The following is an 18941-nucleotide window of genomic DNA, read 5'->3' as shown; positions in this document are numbered from 1 at the left end:
CTAACGAAAGAATTAGGGATAGGAGCGAGCTTACTAGGAATTATTATTAATAAGTGAGAGATGGTGCGGCGAACTTTTTCGAGCCAAAACCATGAAAAGCTTATGATCTATGGATTTCATCTTTCTTGTCCCCCTGTCAGAAACTTACTCTAATAACTCAATAATTTTGCCTTTTTTAATTCCTTTAACTAACATAATATCAACTCCTTCTAAATGCTCTGGATCGTAGAAGTCAACATAGAGAGGATCATCAAAAACAGTTTTTGCCGACTCAAATGAGACTTCGTGCTTTGAGAGAATTTTTATCTCAGTCAAACTCCATAAAGCCATTATACTGCTACTCACTGAAACTGATGGCACATTTTTGATATGTTCTGTCTATTACTTGAATCAGATCTATTCAACTGTATTGAACCATCGATCGGGTTCAGAAGCCCAAGTAAATTTTCAGTGATGTTGCTTCATCTCCAACACTTAAGGGGCTAATAACTACATTTTATCTCCTCCGGTAGCGACATTTTTAAATCTTTCTTGGGCAGCGGAAAAAGCCTCTTTCATCACCCTTTGAATCCTCTGAGGATCGGGTTTTTTACCCCCCATTAAATCGCCAAAATAGACACAAGCGCCCTCTCCTAGGGCCCAGGTATAGGCAGCGGACCAAGAAGCGGCGATAACACTGCCAAAACCGGGGATAAATTTCACCAATTCCCGACCGATGGCCTGGGCCAAAAAGCCGCCAGCGATCGCACTGACGACTCCGCCGGCTTGGGATGGGGTTAAGACTTGACCGTATAATTTGCCTAAAACCCCCACCATTGACACTTGTAGGGCGGTTAACACGGGCATAGTCGCTAAGGGTAAGGGAATCGCCGCCAAGGTCGCCGCTATGACGGAAAAGGCTAACATATAGCGTCGGGCCACGTCCCGATAGAGATTGCCTAATTTATTGCTGGTTTCCCGATCTAAAAGTTGGTGGATGGTGTTAGCCTCGGCTTTTGGCAATAAATCAGCTAAATTGTCTCTAAATGCCTCTAAACCGTAAAAAACGGGGTTGTAACCGTCTTCCTCTAGGGTGAAATCAATTAGCACAGAATTGTCGTATAAATCCTTAAAAGTTTCTTTAATTTCTTGATAGGCGCGATTGATATCCTCGCAATCGGGAGGATAAGGGGGATGATCAACGGTATTAGGAGTATAAAGCTGATGAAGGCAGGTGACAGCCAGTAAACAGGGGATTTTAGGGTATTTTTGCCGCAGTTGTTTGGTAATTTCCAGAAGGCTATCGGTGGCAAAATCATTAATTTTTACCGTCACGATAAAAACTTGGGCGCGTCCCGTGTTTTCGCTTAAATCTGCCAATAATTCCGCGATTACCTTGTCTGTGTGTTGATAGGCATCCCCTAACCCCACCGTATCGGTAAAAATTAACAGGGGTAAGTCTTCTGCGGGGTAGGTGTAGCGCTGGGTGTTTTCGGTGTGGGGACGGAAACCTTGCCCGACGATTTCCGCCGAAACTCCCGTTATTCCCCGAATAATCGAACTTTTTCCCGTTTGGGGTTTGCCGATTAACAGCGCCTCGGTGGTGGGTAATTCTTGACGGACTTTTTCTAAAATTTCCGCCACTTGACTGTCACTAACACTAAACCACTGGAGGACAGTATTAGTCAACTGGTCGATGGGGAGTCTTTTCATCACTTCCCCCGTGAGACTATTCCAAGTATTGACCAAAGAATCAATGGGCAGTTTATTAGTCATGGGGATTAGAAGGGTTTATGATAACTAAAATAGAGATTTTCAGCGATAGAATCAGACGATGACAAAAGCCGCAATTAGTCCGCAAGATTTATCATGGCCTTTTTGGCCAATTGTACCACTTTATCCCTACGGTCAAAGACGGACAATTCGCCAAGAAGTGGTGAAAGATACGCTCTGGACATTTGAGCAATTGCAGGGTATTTTCTATGTGGTTGTGCCGATTCGCATGACGGTAATTAAGTTAGCATCTGGGGGTTTATTTGTTTATGCACCTGTGGCCCCGACTCCGGAATGTATTCGCTTGATGCGTGAGTTGGAAAGTGAACACGGGGAAGTTAAATATATTATTTTGCCGACGATTTCTGGGATTGAACATAAGGTTTTTGTCGGTCCTTTTGCCCGTTATTTTCCTAAAGCTATAGTTTATGTTGCTCCTAATCAATGGAGTTTTCCTCTTAATTTACCTTTGAGTTGGTTGGGGTTACCGGCAAAACGAACGGAAATTTTACCTGCTGACTCGGCAACCACTCCTTTAGGAAAAGATTTTAGTTATGAAATTTTACCCGCAATTGATCTGAATGTGGGATACTTCTCGGAAGTGGCTTTTTTTCATCACTACTCTCAAACTCTGCTGCTAACCGATGGCATTCTTTCTATCCCAGAAAATCCTCCCGCTATTTTAGAATTAGACCCCTATCCGCTGCTGTTTCACGCTAAAAATAGTGCTAAGGATATGGTGGAGGATACTCCAGAAAATCGCCGTCGGGGTTGGCAGAGAATTTGTCTTTTTGCTCTTTATTTTCAACCTCCTGTTTTAGCTGTTCCCAATTGGATTAAGGTCTTTCGAGATGCTTTTACTGCTCAGGAAAGGAGTAAAAAAGCCTATTTTGGTTTATTCCCTTTTCAATGGGGTGATGATTGGCAAAAGACTTTTTTAAATTTGCGTCGAGAGGGGAGGTTAATAGTAGCCCCAATTTTGCAAACTTTGATTCTTAATCGCACTACTGACGAGGTTAGTCAATGGGTTGATAGAATTTCCCAATGGCCGATTAAACAGGTTATTCCTTGTCATTTTGCTAGTCCGATTCAAGCTGATAGTCAAGAGTTTCAGCAGGCTTTTTCTTTCTTGTTAAAAGATTCTTATTTACCTAAAGATGACTTGGAATGTTTAGAAAGTATTGATAGTTTTTTAGTGCGCTGGCGATTGACTCCTCCCCCCGATAAAAAATTGTAATTTATGGCTAAGAACTGCTATAATGTATTCGGTTGTTAGTTGATTGCTAATCAAGGTCATGCAAATTCCCGAAAATCCCAGTAATGATGACATCAGAGAAGCGTTGATTCAATTGCGAGAAGAACTTGGTCAAAAAGTTGACCGCTTAGAATATAAATTTGATGCCTATCAAAAAGGTACAGATGGTATGGTAAGAATGGCTACTACTATCATCATTGCCACCGCTTCTGTGGTGGTTTTATCTAGTCTTAGTCCTGCGGTGACAGCAATTATCACCGCTTTATATTCTGGTAATGCTCATTAATTAATTTATCGCTAAATTCTGGTGCATTAGGCTACCTTTTGGTGCGATTGATTCGGTGCGTTACGCGATGCTAACACACCCTACCTGTCCTAAATTTGTACCCGTTTGTTTAATTGATTCATAGTCAGAGAAATCACCAGATTAAAGAATAAATAGGTGGCCATAACTACTATTAACATCTCTAGAGCTTTTCCTGTCTGATTAGCGATGGTACTAGAGATAGCATAAATATCATTATAACCGATAGCGATCGCTAAACTAGAGTTTTTAACCAGGTTTAAACATTCATTAGTTAAAGGAGGAATAATCACTGGCAAAGCTTGAGGAAAAATTACTAATCTCATCACTAATAAAGGTTTTAATCCCAAGGCTTTAGCTGCTTCCCATTGTCCCCGATTAACCGATTGAATCCCTCCCCGTACCGTTTCCGCAATAAAGGCAGCTGTATAAACAGTTAAACCGATTAGGAGAGTAGCAAACTCGGAAGAAAGATGTAAACCGAAGTCAATATTTTGATTAAGAGGATTAACTTGGGGACTTTGCCATTGTAAACCCCAGATTAGAGGAATTATAACTAGGATTATTAGGCTAGTTAGACATAAACTAAGTTTATTTTTTATGGATAAAAATAATGAGAGAATTATTCCTAAAATAATGATAGCTAAGGCTAACCATGTCCTGAAACTATTAGCGGGGAAAGGCAAATAGACTCCTGAGTTATTTAAGAATACCCTGCCAAAAAACTCTAGAGAGTCCTCAATCTTCGGCAGTTTCAAAAATACAGCAAAATACCAGAAAAATAATTGTAATAATAGGGGAGTATTGCGAATAGTTTCCACATAAATTGTTGCTAACTGACGAATTAACCAATTATCCGACAAACGACCTAACCCGATGACTATTCCCAGACTAATCGCCAAAAATATGCCACTAATCATAATGCGGAGGGAATTAACTAATCCCACCAAAAGAGCGCGAAAATAGGTATCGGTGGGACTGTAGGCAATAGGAGAGTCACCAATAGCAAAAGAGGCTGGTCGGTCGGGATCAAAGAGAAATCCAAAGCCAAAACTTAAGCGTAAGCGTTGGAAATTAATCACTAAATTGCGACCAAAAAACCAGAAAATTAGGCAGACAATTAGCAGGATAATTACCTGTAAAAAAATCTTCTGAAATCGCTCATCGTACCAAAAAGAATTTTTTTGAGGTAGAGTCATATTTATTAAATAGCTGGTTATAATTAAATCCCCCCTATATCCCCCCTTGATAAGGGGGGTGCCGATAGGCGGGGGGATCCCCCCTTAATCCCCCCTTAATAAGGGGGCATCTGATAATTTTTAACGCCTACCTACTTATATAGTCCAGAATTTTTCACAAAAGAAATCGGTGACTTTTGGCCACCGATTGAGAAAATCAAAACATATTTAGATAACTCCCAGACGGGAAAGACCGAGGATGACACCGGCGCCGAGGACATGACCAAAACTGGTAGTACCCAGTAAAGCGCCTAATCCCATACCACCGAATAAAGCGGGGGAAGGTAAAGCCGGACCGACATTTTGTTGTTGAATAGTCGCTTTACCGAAAGCAATAGCGAGAATATTGCAGATAATCATGACAATCGCCACTTTGGGACTCCATTCGCTGGAACCTTGTACGGCGGTGGCGGCCATTAATAGGGTTGAATACATTGAAATTCTCCTGAACAGGTCGTTTTAAGTTTTTAATCTTAAAGGTAGTTTTCACCCCACATCACGCCCTGTTGCAATACTTAATAATCAAAAGCAGAGGAGTCAACAATAAGGCCGATTCGTCTCCACTTATGAACTACTCGCTTAGTACAAATTCAAGTTTAAGCCTACTTCTTTAGCGAAGACGGCTAATCCTTTCTTTTCAATGGTTTTGATAGCTTTGGTGGAGATGCGTAGTTTTACCCAACGGTTGCCTTCCGACCACCAAACTCTTTTCCATTGTAGGTTAGCTTCTTGTAATTTTTTGGTGCGACGGTGGGAGTGGGACACCGCATAGGCGTTATTGGCCTTTTTCCCCGTCATAGTACAGACTCTAGACATAATTTGCTCCTGTGCGATCGATGTTTGTCAATAGTCAACCTTTCTAGTTTAACTCAAATCTCGCCAGAAGTCCCCTTAAACGGGTATAACTTGAGCAGCAATTGAGAACATTGGGGGCAAATGAGGTTATATTTTATCTATAGAAGAACGTTTGTATGTCGCAACGATAATGAGTAATTCACTGCCAAAATATCTAGAGGAAATCACAGGCATTTATCAACAGGGTAACGCCACAGAACACAGTTATCGTCCTGCTTTAAAAAAATTAATTGAATCCCTAAATAATAACCTACAAGCTCTCAATGAACCCAAAAGGATTGCTTGTGGCGCTCCGGATTTTGTGATTAATCAGGGTATGGTAGAAATTGGCCATCTGGAAGCAAAAGATATCGGAACTTCTCTCAAAAAGGTTGAAAATACTCCCCAAATAAAACGTTATTTACAGGCTTTGGGTAATTTAATTATCACCGATCATTTAGAATTTCGTTGGTATGTATCGGGAGAATTGCGTCTATCAGCTGCCGTGGCAAGTCTTAATCAAAAAAAGCAAATTAAACCTGATTCCCAGGGTATTTTACAAGTAGAACAATTGTTCTGTCAATTTTTCCTCTCAAAAGTTATTCAGATAACAACACCGCGAGAATTAGCGAAAAAAATGGCCGCTTTAGCGCAGTTAATTCGAGACGCAATCGGCCAAGCTTTAAAAGATCAAGATTGCGGGGGAATGTTGCGGCAACAATTGCAATCTTTTCAACGAGTTTTAATTAGTGATCTCAATGAAGCGCAGTTTGCCGATATGTATGCACAAACAATCTGTTATGGGTTATTCGCGGCACGCTGTAATACGGATCAAATAAGTTCTTTTTCCAGGGAAACGGCAGCATTTCGACTCCCAAAAACTAACCCTTTTTTGCGGGGAATTTTTCATCAAATTGCTGGTACAGAATTAGATGAGCGGATTACTTGGGCCGTGGATACTCTAGCCACTATTTTACAACAAACGGACATGGAGGGGATTCTTAGCAGCTTTGGAAAACGCACGCGCAAGCAGGATCCTGTGGTTCACTTTTATGAGACTTTTTTAGCAGAATACGATAGTAAAATGCGTGAGTCTAGGGGTGTTTATTATACCCCTGAACCCGTGGTTTCTTACATGGTTCGCAGTGTGGACTATATTCTAAAAAATAAGTTTCAGATTCCTAAAGGTTTGGCCGATGCCAAAAAAATTACGATTAAAAATCCTAATAATAGCCAAGAAACTCAGGAAGTTCACCAAGTTTTAATTCTCGATCCTGCTGTGGGAACAGGCACTTTTTTACACTCTGTTATCGACCATATCTATGATAGTTTTCGTCAACAGAAAGGGATGTGGTCTAGTTATGTCAGTAAACATTTATTACCCCGTCTCTTTGGGTTTGAATTACTGATGGCTCCCTACACCGTAGCACACATGAAATTAGGTTTACAACTTCAGGAATTAGGCTATGATTTTAGTGCCGATGAACGCTTAGGAATCTATCTCACCAACACCCTACAGGAAGCTTTTCAAATTCCCCCTGCTGATGGTTTTTTAAATCGTATTCGCGATGAAGCAGAGTCAGCGCAAGGTGTTAAGCAAGAACATCCTGTTATGGTGATTATTGGTAATCCTCCCTACTCTGGACATTCCGTAAATACAGGAGAATGGATTAAGGAATTATTGAAGGGAAAAGATATTATTTCTGGAGGAAAAACTGCTAGTTATTTTGAGGTAGATGAGCAACCTTTAGGCGAAAAAAATCCCAAATGGTTAAATGATGATTATGTCAAATTTATTCGCTTTAGTCAATGGCGCATCGAGAAAACTGGTTACGGAATTTTAGCTTTTGTTACTAATCATGGTTATTTGGATAACCCAACTTTTCGGGGAATGCGTCAAAGTTTATTAAAAACTTTTGATGATATTTATGTTTTAGATTTACATGGAAATAGCAAGAAAAAAGAAATCTGTCCCGACGGTTCACCGGATCAAAATGTGTTTGATATTCAGCAAGGTGTAGCTATTGGTATTTTTATTAAATATCAAGATAGTCAGCAAGATTTAGCGAAGGTTTATCATGCTGATTTATGGGGCAAAAGAGAGATGATTGAGAATCAAGTTATTATCGGTGGTAAGTATCACTGGTTAGATGAAAATGATATTAGTTCAACTGCTTGGCAAGAATTACAACCTGATTCTCCTTTTTATCTATTTAAACCTCAGAATATTAATCTGCGATCAGAATACGATCAATTCTGTAAAATTACTGAAATTATGCCAGTTAATAGTGTTGGTATCGTCACAGCTAGAGATAGTTTAACTATTCAATGGAGTGAAAAAGAAATTTGGGATATAATCAATGATTTTGTCAATCTCAGTCCAGAACAAGCTAGGATTAAATATAATTTAGGTAAAGATTCTCAAGATTGGAAGATAGATTTAGCACAGAAAGATATTAAGCAATCAAATTTATCTAAAGATAACCTTTTACCCATTTCATATAGACCTTTTGATCAAAGATATACCTATTATACAGGTAATTCAGGTGGGTTTCACTGTAGAGCAAGAATTGATACTATGCGTCACCTAAAAGAAAATAATTTAGGATTTCATCTATGCAGACAAATAGTCAGTGAAACTTGGCAACATATTTTAATTACTAATCAGCTTACAGACGATTCCTATGTTTCAAACAAAAGTAGAGAAAGAGGATACACTATGCCATTATATTGTTATCCTGAAACTCAGGCAGAGAAAGACATGGGAATGTCTCGCCGTCCCAATCTAGCGCCTGAATTTATTAAGGAACTTTCCGCAAAACTTGACTTAGAATTTATCAGTGATGGCAAAGGAGACGAAAAGAAAACCTTTGGACCAGAAGACATTTTTAACTATATCTATGCCGTCTTTCACTCTCCCCAATATCGCCAACGTTACGCCGAATTTTTAAAAATAGACTTTCCTCGTGTTCCTCTCACCAGTAATAAAGAATTATTCTGGGAATTAGTCAAAAAAGGTGACAGATTAGTGCAGTTACACCTGATGAAAGGGACGGGAAAAGAAATTAGTAGCTATCCCGTGGCGGGTTCCAATCTAGTTGAACAGGTGAAATATGACGAAAATAAACAACAAATTTCGATTAATTCTGACCAGTATTTTGCGGGGATTCCGCCCCAAATTTGGAACTTTTATATCGGCGGTTATCAAGTGTGTCAGAAGTGGCTAAAAGACCGCAAAGGTCGCCACCTTAGCTACGATGACCTAGAACATTATCAACAAATTATCTCCATTTTGGGCGAATCGATCGCAATTATGGAAACTATAGATATAATTATCAATAAATATGGTGGTTTCCCCTTTAGTTAAGCCACCGGTGAGAGAAGATTAACTTAATTTTTGCCCACTGGCAAGAGTCCCTGTTCACCGATAAATGATTCTCCACTCCCAAAGATGCCCTCTTATACTAAATCCGTTGAGTAACGCCCAGAAAACGGGTTTCTCCGAGAAACCCGTTTTCTACTCATGCAAAAGGGAAAAAGGGGAATAAATAATCAGTCTTTAATAACCAGATTTAGTATTATTCTTCGTGTCCTCTGTGTCTGGAGTGGTTCCTTCCACTCGCTTGCTGACAGGACTGTATCTTAGAATACATTTTACCCACCGAACCTAAGAGAGCCTCAACCAGAGTGATACAATTGTTAACACCACAGACCAAGAGCCAATCGAAGCGAGAGAATAAAAACTGCTATGTTAAAAGCCCTACTCGGAGATCCCAACGCCCGCAAAATTAAAAAATTTCAGCCCCTCGTCACCGAAATCAACCTGCTGGAAGAAGACATTAAAAACCTGTCCGATGAGGAATTAAGGGGCAAAACCAGCGAATTTAAGGAAAGATTGGACAAAGCCAGAAATTATGAGCAAAGAGAGGATATTCTCGAGGAAATTCTCCCCGAAGCTTTCGCCATTGTCCGGGAAGCGGGAATCCGAGTCTTAGGGATGCGTCACTTTGACGTGCAGTTATTGGGGGGAATGGTACTGCACAAAGGACAAATCGCCGAGATGAAAACCGGGGAAGGAAAAACCCTAGTTGCCACTCTCCCCGCTTATTTGAATGGATTGACCGGAAAAGGGGTTCACGTCGTCACCGTCAACGATTATCTCGCCCGTCGTGACGCGGAATGGATGGGGCAGGTACACCGCTTTTTAGGGTTAAGTGTGGGACTAATTCAAGCCGGCATGAGTCCGGAAGAAAGAAAGAAAAATTATGCCTGTGACATCACCTACACCACTAACAGCGAACTCGGCTTTGATTATCTGCGCGATAACATGGCTACAGTGATGGGGGAAGTCGTCCAAAGACCCTTTAACTACTGCGTTATCGACGAAGTGGACTCCATTCTTATTGATGAGGCCAGAACTCCATTAATTATATCAGGACCGATCGATCGGCCCACAGAAAAATATATTCTCGCCGCCGAAATCGCCAAACAATTAGTGCGCCAAAAAGTAGAAGACGGACCGGGAGACTACGAAGTTAACGAAAAAGACCGTAACGTTTTAATGACCGATGAAGGCTTTAAAAAAGCGGAAGAACTATTAGAAGTTACCGATTTATACGACCAAGAAAATCCCTGGGCGCACTATATTTCTAACGCTATTCGTGCCAAAGAACTCCAGAAAAAAGACGTTAACTATATCGTCCGCAGTGGTGAAATTGTTATCGTTGATGAATTCACGGGACGGGTATTACCGGGGCGACGTTGGGGCGATGGTTTACATCAGGCAGTGGAAGCTAAGGAAGGGGTAGAAATTCAACAGGAAACCCAAACCTTAGCCACGATTACCTATCAAAACTTTTTCCTACTCTATCCGAAATTATCCGGCATGACTGGGACGGCCAAAACCGAAGAAACGGAACTAGAAAAAGTCTATAACCTGCAAGTAACAATTATTCCCACTAACCGCGTTTCTCGTCGGCAAGATTTAGCCGATGTGGTCTATAAAAATGAACAGGCAAAATGGAACGCCGTCGCCGAAGAATGTCAACAAATGCACGAACAGGGTCGCCCGGTTTTAGTCGGTACCACCAGTGTGGAAAAATCAGAAGTGCTTTCGCTGTTATTACAGGAAAGAAAGATTCCCCATAACTTACTTAATGCTCGTCCAGAAAACGTGGAAAGGGAATCGGAAATCGTCGCCCAAGCAGGCCGGGCCGGAGCCGTAACTATTGCTACGAATATGGCAGGACGGGGAACCGATATCATCCTCGGTGGCAACTCCGATTATATGGCCCGATTGAAAATTCGCGAGTATTTAATGCCCAAATTAGTTATGCCCGAAGATGACAATTTGGCCTTTAGTTTACCCAGTTTAGGAGAACGCAATCGCCCGCAAGGATTCGCCCCGGGTAAGAAGAAAAAAAACTGGCGTGCCTCGGCGGAAATTTTTCCCACCGAGTTACCGAAAGAGGTAGAAAATGCCCTGAAAGAAGCGGTTAAATTTGCCGTTGATACCCACGGAACTCAAAGTTTACCCGAATTAGAAGTGGAAGAAAAAATCGCCATCGCGGCCGAAAAAGCCCCCACGGATGACCGGGTTATTCAAAAGTTACGCGAAGTCTATAAATTAATTCGCAAAAGTTATGAAGATTACACAGGTAAAGAACACAATGAAGTAGTAGAAAGAGGCGGACTGCACGTTATCGGGACGGAACGCCACGAATCCCGCCGCATTGACAATCAATTGCGAGGCAGGGCGGGCAGACAGGGCGACCCCGGTTCCACACGCTTCTTTTTAAGCCTAGAAGACAATTTATTGCGGATTTTTGGGGGCGACCGTGTGGCGGGTTTAATGGACGCCTTCCGGGTGGAAGAAGATATGCCCATTGAATCGGGAATGTTAACTCGTTCCCTGGAAGGAGCGCAAAGAAAAGTGGAAACCTTCTATTATGATGCCCGGAAACAGGTGTTTGAATACGACGAGGTGATGAATAATCAACGGCGCGCTATTTATGCCGAACGTCGTCGGGTTTTGGAGGGGATGGACTTAAAAGAACAGGTGCTGCAATACGCCGAAAAAACCATGGATGAAATCGTCATGGCTTATGTTAATCCCGAACTGCCGGCAGAAGAATGGGATTTGGAAAAACTGATTAGTAAATCTCAGGAATTCGTCTATCTATTGGCAGATATTACCGCTAAAGATGTCGAGGAGATGAGTGTTAATGATATCAAGATGTTCCTACACGAAGAAGTTCGCAAAGCCTACGAAATTAAAGAACGTCAAGTGGATAGTATTCGCGCCGGTTTAATGCGCGATGCCGAACGTTATTTTATCCTGCAACAAATCGATATGTTATGGCGCGAACACCTGCAAGCTATGGAAGCTTTACGCGAGTCGATTGGTTTACGCGGTTACGGTCAAAAAGACCCCCTAATCGAGTATAAACAGGAAGGCTACGAGATGTTTTTAGAAATGATGATTGATATCCGTCGTAACGTGGTTTATTCCCTGTTCCAATTCCAACCGCAAGGACAACCCCAAGCAGTGGCTAGTGAACAGTAAAAACTAAAAGTTGACTTAAATTGGGGAGAATTGGCTAAGGCTGATTCTCTCATTTTTTTCTACCGAGAAATCAGTCACCCACAATCCACACTAGGACAAAAATTATCAGTCCGATTACTCCATAGGACAACAACGACCCCAAAAAATTGATGATTTGTATGGGAAAATGAATCAAAACTTGGTAAGTAAAATCGGCAGCTGCCAGCAAGGCAGCGAAAAACATAATCACAAGTGTTATCATACTTAATATCTTCTCAATCTGATAGAATAAATGGCTATCCTTCGCGGGAATCGGCAGTGGATAGTCAGAATTTAGGAGATTATCCCCAAGAAAAAACTCGGAGTGCGGTAGAATCGGGAGAGCGTTGGGTTTCATGCTTCAACCGTTCGGCAAAAGCTCACGGCCGAAGCCCAACCTACGTTCTTGTTAAATAAGATTTAGTATAACTCGATCGCTGTTAAAATTGCGGTAGAATCAGGAGAGCTAATTTGCTATAACCAGTCCAGAAGAGCGAGATTACTAAAAATTGACCAGTTTTTTGCGGGAACTGGGAAAATTAACAGCTAATCTGGGACAAGACGAGCTAAAAGCAGCAGAGAGCAACAATCAATGTCTAAAAACTCTATACCTCGAATCGAAAATCTGCGCGTGCAAAATTACCGAGCTTTACAGGACTTAGAATTAAAAAGCATTACTCCTTTAACCGTTTTTCTCGGTCCTAATGGGAGCGGAAAATCTACCATATTTGATGTCTTTGCTTTCCTCTCTGAATGTTTTACTGTTGGTTTAAAAAAAGCTTGGGACAGACGGGGAAGATTTAAAGAATTAAGAACCAGAGGACAAGAAGGTTACATCATTATCGAATTAAAATATCGAGAAAAATTGGCATCACCTTTAATTACCTATCATTTGGCTATTAATGAAGCTAACAATCGCCCTTATGTTGCCGAAGAATGGTTACAGTGGAGACAAGGAGCGAGGGGCAAACCTTATCGCTTTTTAAACTTTAAAGAAGGGGAAGGAATAGTGATTAGTGGAGAAAATCCCCAAGAAGAAGATGAACGAATTTCTGAACGATTAGACTCCCCAGAATTTTTAGCTGTTAGTACCCTCGGACAATTGGCCAAACATCCCCGGGTTAGTGCTTTGCGTCGTTTTATCACAAGTTGGTATCTTTCCTACTTAACCGCAGATAATACTCGCACTCAACCAGAAGCAGGAGCGCAAGAAAGATTATCGCCAACTGGTGACAATTTACCTAATGTTATTCAATATTTAAAAGAAGATCATCCTCAACGATTAGAATCTATTTTACAAACCCTTTCTCGTCGAATTCCCAGATTAGAAAAAGTAGAAGCATCTATTATGCCGAATGGACAGCTTTTACTTCAAATTAAAGACGCACCTTTTCAAGAGCCAATTCTTGCCAAATTTGCCTCCGATGGCACTTTAAAAATGTTGGCTTATTTAACTATATTATATGATCCAAGCCCTCCGCAATTACTGGGAATAGAAGAACCAGAAAATCATCTTCATCCCCGTTTATTACCTGAATTAGCAGAAGAATGTCGGGCAGCGACCGCAAGTACACAATTAATGGTAACAACTCATTCTCCCTTTTTTGTAGATGGTTTGAAACCAGAGGAGGTTTGGGTACTTTATCGAGATGAAAATGGTTTTACTCAAGCTAAACGTACTTCAGCAATGCAAGGAGTTAAGGAATTTATTCAAAATGGTGCTTTGTTGGGTCAATTATGGATGGAGGACTATTTTGATGTGGGGAATCCTAGCATTTAAATTTAATAGCAAAGGAGGAAAAAAGTGCATCTTGAATTTTTAGTTGAAGAATTTTCTACCCAAGAATGTTTAAATCAAATTTTACCTAAAATATTATTTGAGAATGTCACCTATAAAATTCATGCCTTTCGAGGTAAATCCGATTTAATCAAAAAACTACCGGAGCGATTAAAAGGCTATCAATGCTGGATACCCGATGATTATCGAATCATTATTCTTGTAGATAGAGACAATGAAGATTGTCAAATGCTCAAAGAAAAGTTAGAAAATATTGCCCAACAAACAGGACTGATCACCAAAACGATTAGTGAAGATAAAAAAACATTTCAGGTGTTAAATAGAATTGCTATAGAAGAACTAGAAGCTTGGTTTTTTGGTGATATTCAGGCTATAGTCTCAGCCTATCCCAAAGTTTCTACTAATGTGGGACAGCAAGCAAAATACAGAAAACCCGATGAAATTACGGGCGGAACTTGGGAAAACTTAGAAAAGATACTTCAAAAAGCTGGGTATCATCGAGGAGGTTTAGAAAAAGTGAAAGCAGCCCGAGAAATTTCTCAATTTATGACTCCTGCTCATAATTGTTCTCCTAGTTTTCAGATTTTTTATCAAGGTTTATTGGCGATGATTAGCTAAGGATATTTAGGAAAGTAAATGATGAAACTGCTAGATCACTGTCAAGGATAAATCGATTTTTAACTGTTGAATAAATTGTTGCATAATTGTTCAAAATTCGGTGTTTAACTATAGCGTTTCCTAAGCTAGTAAGGTACACCTATTTTTCTTCCCTTTTGCATGAGTGCCTAAAACCCATAACTTTTGTACCTCAGCAGACTGAAAAACGCTATAAATCTTATTTAACAAGAACGTAGGTTGGTTTGAAGCATGAAACCCAACGCTCTCCTGATTCTACCGCAATTTTAACAGCGATCGAGTTATACTAAATCTTATTTAACAAGTATAGAGTGGGAAGTGGCAAGTGGGAAGTGGGTTTTTAAAGTTGGATTGGCAGTTAATGATACTATCAAAAATCAATTTAGTATAAGCTTTTATTGCACTGCAAAAAACTTCAGCAGAATAGTTCATCCTTCCTAGCTAATTAGCTAATAAGGACAAGTCAGGGAAAATATTTCCCCGTTTCCCGTTCCCTTTTGCGATAAGATAATTAATATAACTTCAAGGAGACTGCTCTATGAATATTCGTATTGGTAACGGCTACGATATCCACCGATTGGTAACAGGAAGACCTTTAATTTTAGGAGGAGTAGAAATTGCCCATACTGTCGGTTTATTGGGTCATAGTGATGCCGATGTCTTAACCCACGCTATTATGGATGCCATGCTGGGGGCGCTTAGTTTAGGCGATATCGGTCATTATTTTCCCCCCACAGACCCACAATGGCAAGGGGCGAATAGTTTAAAATTATTAGAACAAGTTAATCAATTAATTGTCGATAAAGGTTGGCAAATTAATAATATTGATTCGGTAATTGTCGCCGAAAAACCGAAAATGAAACCCCACCTTATTGCAATGCGAGCCAAGTTAGCAGCAACTCTCAAGATTAATCCGGAACAGGTGGGAATTAAAGCCACTACTAACGAACAATTGGGGCCAGTAGGACGAGAAGAAGGTATCGCAGTTTATGCCGTGGTTTTATTGGTTAAGGAGTAGGTTAAATGCGTTGTTTTCCCTGCTATTCTCCCAGCCATTCTTCCCTGGTAATACCCGCTTGATTGAGAATGCGTTTTAACAGTCCTACCCCTATTTCACCTTGATGAGGATTGGGGATAATTATCGTTAAATTATCGCGACGCATTTGAGGGTGTTTACCCCCAGCGTAGGGACCGTCAAACCCAAGTTCTCGTAATCTTTGAACTAGATTAAGCCATGATATGGCGGTTAATTTAGGCATATCTTAAATTGAAGACATGGGTTGAGGAAGGAGATTAAGATCTATTCCTGCTAACAATGGAATTGGCAAACCTAAACACAGACGCAAAGCAATCCAATCGCTTAAAGCTTCGCGCAATTCTTGCCGGCAATCTTCTAGATTGGCGTGATTTGCCCAAACTCCCTGAAGGGGTGGAATTTCACCCCAATAAGTGCCATCTTCTTCGATGATTTCGTATTGAGCCAATGCCATCGCTTGATCAATATAACTGGCTAACATGGTTGTACTATTGGTAAAGCTTACTTACTATATTAAAGCAAATGTTTCCCAGCAGCCAGCTGCATTGGATTCGCCTTCAGATTATGATAAGGTAAGATGGTCAATAACCTGAGTTGTCTGGAGTGTTAATCTCGTTGGCTCGAAACTATAATGAATACACCACAAAAGATCATCAAAAAAATCTTGAAAGAATACCATCAATCGGCATCTTCAGTAGCTAATTCTCCCCACAATCTGGTTACTGCTAGGAAGCTAACCAATTCCTTCTCAATTTTTGTCTAATCCCTAATTGCTATAATTCTCTCTATGACTGCCATTATCCAACAAATAAAAGAGCGTTTTTCCCAATCCCTAGTTAAATCCTTTGGTGAAAACTTCGCTGATACCGATCCTCTAATTGTCGCCGCTAGTAACCCCCGTTTTGGCGATTATCAATGTAATATTTCCCTCTCTTTAGCCAAAGAATTAAAACAAAAACCCCGGGAAGTGGCGGCAACTTTACTAAAAAATCTAGAGATAGATGATCTCTGTCAACCCCCCGAAATTGCCGGACCCGGTTTTATCAATCTTACCCTTAAACCCAGTTATCTAGAAACCCAATTAAAAGACCTAATTACTGACAACCGTTTAGGAGTTGCCGCTGCTAACCCCAGTCAAAAAATTATTGTCGATTTTTCCAGTCCCAATATTGCTAAAGAAATGCACGTCGGTCACTTGCGATCAACTATAATTGGTGATTGTATTGCTCGGATTTTGGAATTTCGTCACCATCAAGTAATTCGTCTCAATCACGTCGGGGATTGGGGGACTCAATTCGGGATGTTAATTACCTATCTACAAGAAGCTTATCCTAGCGCTTTAACCCAAGCGGATGCTCTGGATTTAGGGGATTTAGTTAGCTTTTATAAAAAGGCTAAAATTCGTTTTGATGAAGACGAAAACTTTAAAGAAACTGCCCGTCAAGCCGTAGTAAAATTACAGTCGGGTGATCCTCAAAGTCGTCAAGCATGGCAGTTACTTTGTCAACAATCACGACGGGAATTTCAGAAAATCTATGATATTCTCGATATAAAACTGACTGAAAGGGGCGAATCTTTTTATAATCCCTACCTGGAAGCAGTAATCAGAGAATTAGATCAACAGGGATTGCTAACAGAAGACAACGGCGCTTTATGCGTCTTTCTCGATGGTTTTACCAACAAAGAGGGGGATCCTCTGCCCCTAATTGTCAAGAAATCCGACGGCGGTTATAATTACGCCACCACCGATTTAGCAGCAATTTGTTATCGAGTGCGGCAAGATAAAGCCGAAAGAATAATTTATGTCACCGATGCTGGACAAGCTAACCATTTTGCCCAAGTATTTCAGGTGGCTAAAAAAGCGGGATTTTTACCCGATAATGTGGCAGTGGTTCACGTCGCTTTTGGATTAGTTTTAGGGGAAGATGGTAAAAAATTAAAAACTCGTTCCGGGGAGACGGTAAAATTACAAGAATTACTCGATCAAGCGATCGCCTATTCCCTAGCTGACTTAGAAAAAAGACTGGCAAGCGAGGAAAGAGAAGAAACCGGCGATTTTATCGCTAATACTGCCGAAACTGTCGGATTAAGTGCCGTTAAATACGCCGATCTCAGCCAAAATCGCAATAGTAACTACGTTTTCAGTTACGACAAAATGCTCAATCTGCAAGGCAACACCGCCCCCTATATGCTGTACGCTTACGCTAGGGTTCAGAGTATCAGTCGCGAAGGTGGTATTAATTTTCAGGATTTAAGTGCCAATTCATCGCTAATTCTCAAGGATGAAAGCGAATTAATTCTGGCTAAACAATTACTGCAACTTCCGGAAGTAATTAGTGCCGTGGAAGAGGATTTATTACCCAATCGTTTATGTGATTATCTTTACGAACTCAGTAAAAAGTATAATCGTTTCTACGAAAATTGTCCCGTTCTTAAAGCGGCAGAACCGATTAAAACCTCTCGTTTAGTTCTGTGTGATTTAACGGCAAGAACCCTAAAACTAGGCTTATCTCTCTTGGGTATCCCCGTTTTGGAGAGAATGTAAATCAGTTATCAGTTATCAGTTGACAGTTATCAGTTGACAGTTATCAGTTGACAGCAAAAAACTACCCAATTCATAATTGATAATTGATAATTCATAATTCCCACACCCCACCCCTTGGATTGCGTATCTTTGACAAAAGCGGGTGCTATTTTATACCCAGAAAAAGTGTACTATGCTGACGTGAAAAAACCTGAGTTTTTGCTAACCTAGAAATAGCTCTAATCAGAGCCAATGTCTTGGGGCGAAGCTTAGAGATTAATCTAGTTAAACTCACTCGTGACGTTATCTTATTGTCGTCTGTTGCCTATTAGCTTTCAGGTGATAACTCGGAGGTAGAGAATTAGTACAAATGCTCAAACTTCCTCTCGCTGCTCCCTGCTCGCTCATAGACAGTCTTAACGAGTAATTTAGATAGTTAACAGCTTACTCCCGCATCTGGGCCGCTGACGCAATAAGCCACATCTGTTATCCCAGAGATGTTATCTTTAAAGCGGCCAACTATCCGAACATCCTAGAGGATTTTCGGGAAAGATTGTTCGCCCTCTCGTAATCTCAGATAGAACCTTATGAGTCAATCAATAGAAGGTAAGGCTATGGCTGATGCTGATGTATCAGATTATACCACAAATAAAATAATTTTGTCTAATTGGATTGCCCCTTGGTCGAAAGGCAATCGGAAAAACCCGTCACCGCAACCAAAATGGGATTTATGGCAACCCCTGCGGCAACGAATCGATCACCTAGAAATTAATACACCCGCACTAGCCCACAAGATTTGTCGTCTAATTCCGGCTCAATGTCCCTTTGCGCGGAAAATTACCCTATTTAGCCGGACAATTCTAGAGATTCCACCCCTTTGCAAGCTAAATCCCCTCTACGAAAACCTGATGATGTTAAGATTTCGCGCTCTTTCTTACCTTGCCGATGAATGTGGAGAGGATATCGGTGCTTACTGCTAAA

17 protein-coding genes are annotated in these 18941 nt (G+C 40.7%); 10 read left to right on the top strand and 7 right to left on the bottom strand.

The genetic code is table 11. From position 1 onward, the window contains the following. Positions 1-144: 144 nt before the first annotated feature. Positions 145-330 carry a BrnT family toxin gene (locus tag IM473_RS16435; RefSeq protein WP_287657607.1) on the bottom strand — a complete coding sequence of 62 codons (186 nt, stop codon included), beginning with the start codon at positions 328-330 and terminating at the stop codon, positions 145-147. A 159-nt stretch (positions 331-489) separates the two neighbouring features. Then, positions 490-1755, bottom strand: coding sequence for a YcjF family protein (locus IM473_RS16430; RefSeq protein ID WP_287657606.1), 1266 nt, complete (start codon positions 1753-1755; stop codon positions 490-492). 58 nt (positions 1756-1813) lie between these two features. Between IM473_RS16430 and IM473_RS16425 the strand changes: the two genes are divergently transcribed. After that, complete coding sequence (locus tag IM473_RS16425; RefSeq protein WP_287657605.1) at positions 1814-2989, top strand: DUF4336 domain-containing protein; 1176 nt, start codon at positions 1814-1816, stop codon at positions 2987-2989. 58 nt (positions 2990-3047) lie between these two features. Continuing rightward, positions 3048-3293: a ssr2422 family thylakoid membrane protein gene (locus IM473_RS16420; protein WP_002749050.1), complete on the top strand. Its 246-nt coding sequence runs from the start codon at positions 3048-3050 to the stop codon at positions 3291-3293. Positions 3294-3382: 89 nt separating this feature from the next. Here IM473_RS16420 and IM473_RS16415 read toward each other — a convergent pair whose 3' ends face one another. The 3 genes from IM473_RS16415 to rpmB form a co-directional block, all read right to left on the bottom strand. Further along, complete coding sequence (locus IM473_RS16415; RefSeq protein ID WP_287657604.1) at positions 3383-4510, bottom strand: amino acid ABC transporter permease; 1128 nt, start codon at positions 4508-4510, stop codon at positions 3383-3385. Between the two features lie 207 nt (positions 4511-4717). After that, entirely contained in the window at positions 4718-4984 is a 267-nt protein-coding gene (gene psaK / locus IM473_RS16410; protein WP_002760753.1) for a photosystem I reaction center subunit PsaK, read from the bottom strand. 144 nt (positions 4985-5128) lie between these two features. Next, positions 5129-5365, bottom strand: a complete 237-nt coding sequence (gene rpmB, locus IM473_RS16405) for a 50S ribosomal protein L28 (RefSeq protein WP_002775299.1) — start codon at positions 5363-5365, stop codon at positions 5129-5131. Positions 5366-5534: 169 nt separating this feature from the next. Between rpmB and IM473_RS16400 the strand changes: the two genes are divergently transcribed. The 6 genes from IM473_RS16400 to ispF all read left to right on the top strand — a co-directional run bounded on the left by IM473_RS16400 (position 5535) and on the right by ispF (position 15418). Beyond that, positions 5535-8750 (top strand): type ISP restriction/modification enzyme, encoded by a 3216-nt coding sequence (locus tag IM473_RS16400; protein ID WP_287657603.1) that lies wholly within the window; start codon positions 5535-5537, stop codon positions 8748-8750. Between the two features lie 381 nt (positions 8751-9131). Then, positions 9132-11948: a preprotein translocase subunit SecA gene (gene secA / locus IM473_RS16395; protein ID WP_287657602.1), complete on the top strand. Its 2817-nt coding sequence runs from the start codon at positions 9132-9134 to the stop codon at positions 11946-11948. A gap of 231 nt (positions 11949-12179) precedes the next feature. Further along, positions 12180-12383: a hypothetical protein gene (locus IM473_RS16390; RefSeq protein WP_287657601.1), complete on the top strand. Its 204-nt coding sequence runs from the start codon at positions 12180-12182 to the stop codon at positions 12381-12383. 175 nt (positions 12384-12558) lie between these two features. Continuing rightward, positions 12559-13746: an AAA family ATPase gene (locus IM473_RS16385; protein WP_287657600.1), complete on the top strand. Its 1188-nt coding sequence runs from the start codon at positions 12559-12561 to the stop codon at positions 13744-13746. Positions 13747-13770: 24 nt separating this feature from the next. Beyond that, entirely contained in the window at positions 13771-14382 is a 612-nt protein-coding gene (locus IM473_RS16380) for a DUF4276 family protein (protein ID WP_002799501.1), read from the top strand. 556 nt (positions 14383-14938) lie between these two features. Next, positions 14939-15418, top strand: a complete 480-nt coding sequence (gene ispF / locus IM473_RS16375; protein WP_287657599.1) for a 2-C-methyl-D-erythritol 2,4-cyclodiphosphate synthase — start codon at positions 14939-14941, stop codon at positions 15416-15418. Between the two features lie 22 nt (positions 15419-15440). Here the strand turns inward: ispF and IM473_RS16370 are convergent, their stop codons facing one another. Next, positions 15441-15659, bottom strand: coding sequence for a type II toxin-antitoxin system HicA family toxin (locus tag IM473_RS16370; RefSeq protein ID WP_002760734.1), 219 nt, complete (start codon positions 15657-15659; stop codon positions 15441-15443). A 3-nt stretch (positions 15660-15662) separates the two neighbouring features. Continuing rightward, complete coding sequence (locus tag IM473_RS16365; protein ID WP_002760732.1) at positions 15663-15917, bottom strand: type II toxin-antitoxin system HicB family antitoxin; 255 nt, start codon at positions 15915-15917, stop codon at positions 15663-15665. 306 nt (positions 15918-16223) lie between these two features. Between IM473_RS16365 and argS the strand changes: the two genes are divergently transcribed. Both argS and IM473_RS16355 read left to right on the top strand, forming a co-directional pair. Beyond that, positions 16224-17981: an arginine--tRNA ligase gene (gene argS / locus IM473_RS16360; RefSeq protein ID WP_287657598.1), complete on the top strand. Its 1758-nt coding sequence runs from the start codon at positions 16224-16226 to the stop codon at positions 17979-17981. Positions 17982-18547: 566 nt separating this feature from the next. Next, entirely contained in the window at positions 18548-18940 is a 393-nt protein-coding gene (locus tag IM473_RS16355; protein WP_287657597.1) for a Mo-dependent nitrogenase C-terminal domain-containing protein, read from the top strand. Position 18941 lies beyond the last annotated feature (1 nt).

Origin of the sequence: Microcystis sp. M015S2 (assembly GCF_020245945.1) — a bacterium.
Taxonomy (GTDB): Bacteria; Cyanobacteriota; Cyanobacteriia; order Cyanobacteriales; family Microcystaceae; genus Microcystis.
This window is presented reverse-complemented; position numbering and strand designations above follow the sequence as displayed.